The organism is Lactobacillus sp. N54.MGS-719, assembly GCF_000980505.1.
GTDB lineage: Bacteria > Bacillota > Bacilli > Lactobacillales > Lactobacillaceae > Lactobacillus > Lactobacillus amylovorus.
Genome location: NZ_LARO01000080.1, coordinates 1 through 2795, shown reverse-complemented (window position 1 = coordinate 2795; position 2795 = coordinate 1). Strand labels below are relative to the sequence as shown.

Here is a 2795-nt window from a genome sequence, read left to right as displayed (position 1 = left end):
ATTTAACTCGATTCTCCGGGAGCCATTTCCCGATTAGGCCTGTATTTCAAAATAAAATTGCTTAAAATCGTTGATAACACTTGACTTAGAGTAGAAAAAAACAGAATAAAAATATTTAGAAAACTCAATAATATTGAAGTCAAAAGAGTACAGTATCCACTTTGCGCTTCAAATTGAAGTTTCTAAATATTATTCTGTTTTAATAATCGTTAAATTATACATCGTGGATCAGAATAATCGTCGTACTACATTATTTCTGTAGTATATTATTCTCTTCCAATTCGGTGTAAGGCTACACTTATCACTGATCAAATTAAATATCAAGCATTTTTTGATTTTTACGCTTCATCAAATCCGCGTTTAGCAAGTTCATCAGCTTTTTCATTGTATGGAATCCCTGTATGACCAGGAGACCAATGAAAGTGGACCTCAATTTGGCTTTCAAGATCTTTCATTTGCTTTACAAAGTCTTTAGAAACTTCTTTTTTAGATTCATAAAAGCCGCAGTCCCAAAGCATTAAATTCCAGAAGTCACAATATAAGTCTACTTTTTGTAAACCTAAATCGATTGCAGCTTGCACAGCATTAAGAGCAGCGGTAATTTCACCGTTTACTTGTTTAGCTCCTTTGCCTTTAACATTACCGTGATCCTCGAGGGGGTTAATTTCATCATTTTTCTTATATTTACCATAATATCCCCAACCTGCAGCTTGTTTGCCTGTACCATTTTTGAAGCTACCATCTGTAAAAACGATAACTTGCCCATTTTGCAAATTATTTTCTTTTTCTTCAACATTTTGTCGAACTTTCGCTGGGACATGTTCGATATCTAAATCTCTTAATTTGTTTAAAGCAGCTTCGGCATCTATGCGACTAGTGAATCCACGATAGAATTGACTGCCCTTTGTTTTATCTTGGATATTTTTTCCCCAGGCTCCTTCATATATTTTAGGTTGATAATCAATGCAAATTACCCAAAAATTCTTTCCCGCCATAGTTATTTTTCCTTTCTCGTCAATCTAAAATTTTCTTCTTTTATTTTAACGCGATATGCATTAACCAAATAAAAAAGCTAGCCCATAAGGCTAGCTTCTTATTACAATACTCGCTTAACAATAGTTGGGTTGTAATAACTTGTCATAGTTTGAATTATAGTTCCTTGTTCAGGTGTTGCGGAATTAACATATTGATTATTACCAATATAAATCGCAACGTGATATGGAGCCGTTTCAGAACCCCAGAAGACCAAATCGCCTGCTTGCAATTTATCTAATGGAACAGTCTGACCTACCTTAACTTGATCGTAAGTCGTACGTGGCAAGTTGATTCCGGCCGCATGTTGATAAACATATTGTACTAAGCCAGAGCAATCGAACTTATCTGGTCCAGTTGCACCCCAAACGTAAGGCTTACCCACTTGCTCTTTTGCAAGTGCAACAACAGAAGCGGCCTTGCTTGAGGCTTGGATTGATGAAGTATTGGTCTTCTTATTAGCCGTCGTTTTTTTAACCGTTTCGTTAACGATTTGGTTAGCTTTTTTAACTTTATCTTCCTTAGTCGTTTTCTTCTTTTGCGTAGCCTGTTTTACCTTGTTGGCCAAATTAGCAACTGGCGACTTCTTCTTAGTAGTCTTAGTCGCAGTTTTAACCGGTTCTTCCTCACTGACATCAACGGTGTAACGCGCTTCAATCCATTCACGCGTACCCACCTTGTACCATAGGCTGCCTTTACTATCGACCGCAGTTTCAGCTACGTTCCAAACGGAGCCGTCCTTTGCGCGGTAACCCATGTACTTACCATTTTCATAATTAGTCCAAATATTCAGACTCTTACCTGGCAAGTAGCTAATTTTGACGCGTTTAACAGCAGTAAAATTGGCTGCTCTAACTGTTTTAAGTGATGTTATTGCAGAAACGCCTGTAACGGACAGTGCTGCAGCCGCTCCCAACTTAAACAATTTATGTTTCGACATAATTCAATCCCCTTGGTAGCGAAAAATATCCCACTTTTACTACTTGATAACGTCTTCATTATCACATGTGTAATCAAAAATCGCAAATGTAACCATAGTCAACTACCCTAGACTGAAGTCTAGGGCTTAGTGGCTCGTTAGCTTGCGCTAACCAGAACACCAACTTGCTTAGATACGGACTTGACTTACCAGCAATAGTCTTTTGACTATTGCCGATAGAGGTCGTCTAATTACCAAAGCCTTTTAAGTCCGCGAGTTGCTAACGGACTGCAGCCTTTCTAGGCTGCTTTTTTTATTTTAGGATTCTGCCACTTGCTTAATCCTTTTTCTAAGATGTTCACTGCCGCATTCCAATCACGAATATGGGGCATTCGACAAATTGGACAAGTCCACTCCCGATCCTTAAGGGTTAATTTCTTATAACCATTTTGGCCCATAATACTGCCACAAGCATGACAGCGTTGAGTAGTATATTTAGGATCAATTGTTAGAAATTCTTTACCATATAGATCTGCCTTATAAGCCAGCATATTCAGGAAACTACGCCAGCCGACATCAGAAATTGATTGCGACAAGGCATGATTCTTTAACAGGTTTCTGTTTCTTAATTCCTCGGCAACTACTAAATCGTGGTTTTTGATTAGTGCAGTTGAGAGTACTTGTAAAAAGTCATTACGCTGTCTTCTGATCTTATCGTGCAGTTTAGCGACTATTAGACGCTGTTTTTGATAGTTTTTTGCTAGCCACAAATTGCGTCCTTCTTTTTTTGCCCGGCGCTGCCTGCGAGACAAGACACGTTGGGCATGGGCCAGCTTCTTTTTGG

3 protein-coding genes are annotated in these 2795 nt (G+C 38.5%); all 3 read right to left on the bottom strand.

Features of this window, described 5'->3' with window-relative positions; all coding sequences use genetic code 11:
• Window positions 1-338 precede the first annotated feature (338 nt).
• Entirely contained in the window at window positions 339-995 is a 657-nt protein-coding gene (locus WS44_RS08895; RefSeq protein WP_046434061.1) for an RNase H family protein, read from the bottom strand.
• 101 nt (window positions 996-1096) lie between these two features.
• Entirely contained in the window at window positions 1097-1972 is an 876-nt protein-coding gene (locus tag WS44_RS08890; protein WP_046434060.1) for a C40 family peptidase, read from the bottom strand.
• A gap of 278 nt (window positions 1973-2250) precedes the next feature.
• On the bottom strand, window positions 2251-2795 hold a 545-nt coding region (locus WS44_RS08885), incomplete at its 5' end, for an RNA-guided endonuclease TnpB family protein (RefSeq protein WP_046434059.1).

Coding starts and splice junctions, on each gene's coding strand:
- WS44_RS08895 (WP_046434061.1), bottom strand. CDS start 995: ATGGCGGGAAAGAATTTTTGGGTAATTTGCATTGATTATCAACCTAAA.
- WS44_RS08890 (WP_046434060.1), bottom strand. CDS start 1,972: ATGTCGAAACATAAATTGTTTAAGTTGGGAGCGGCTGCAGCACTGTCC.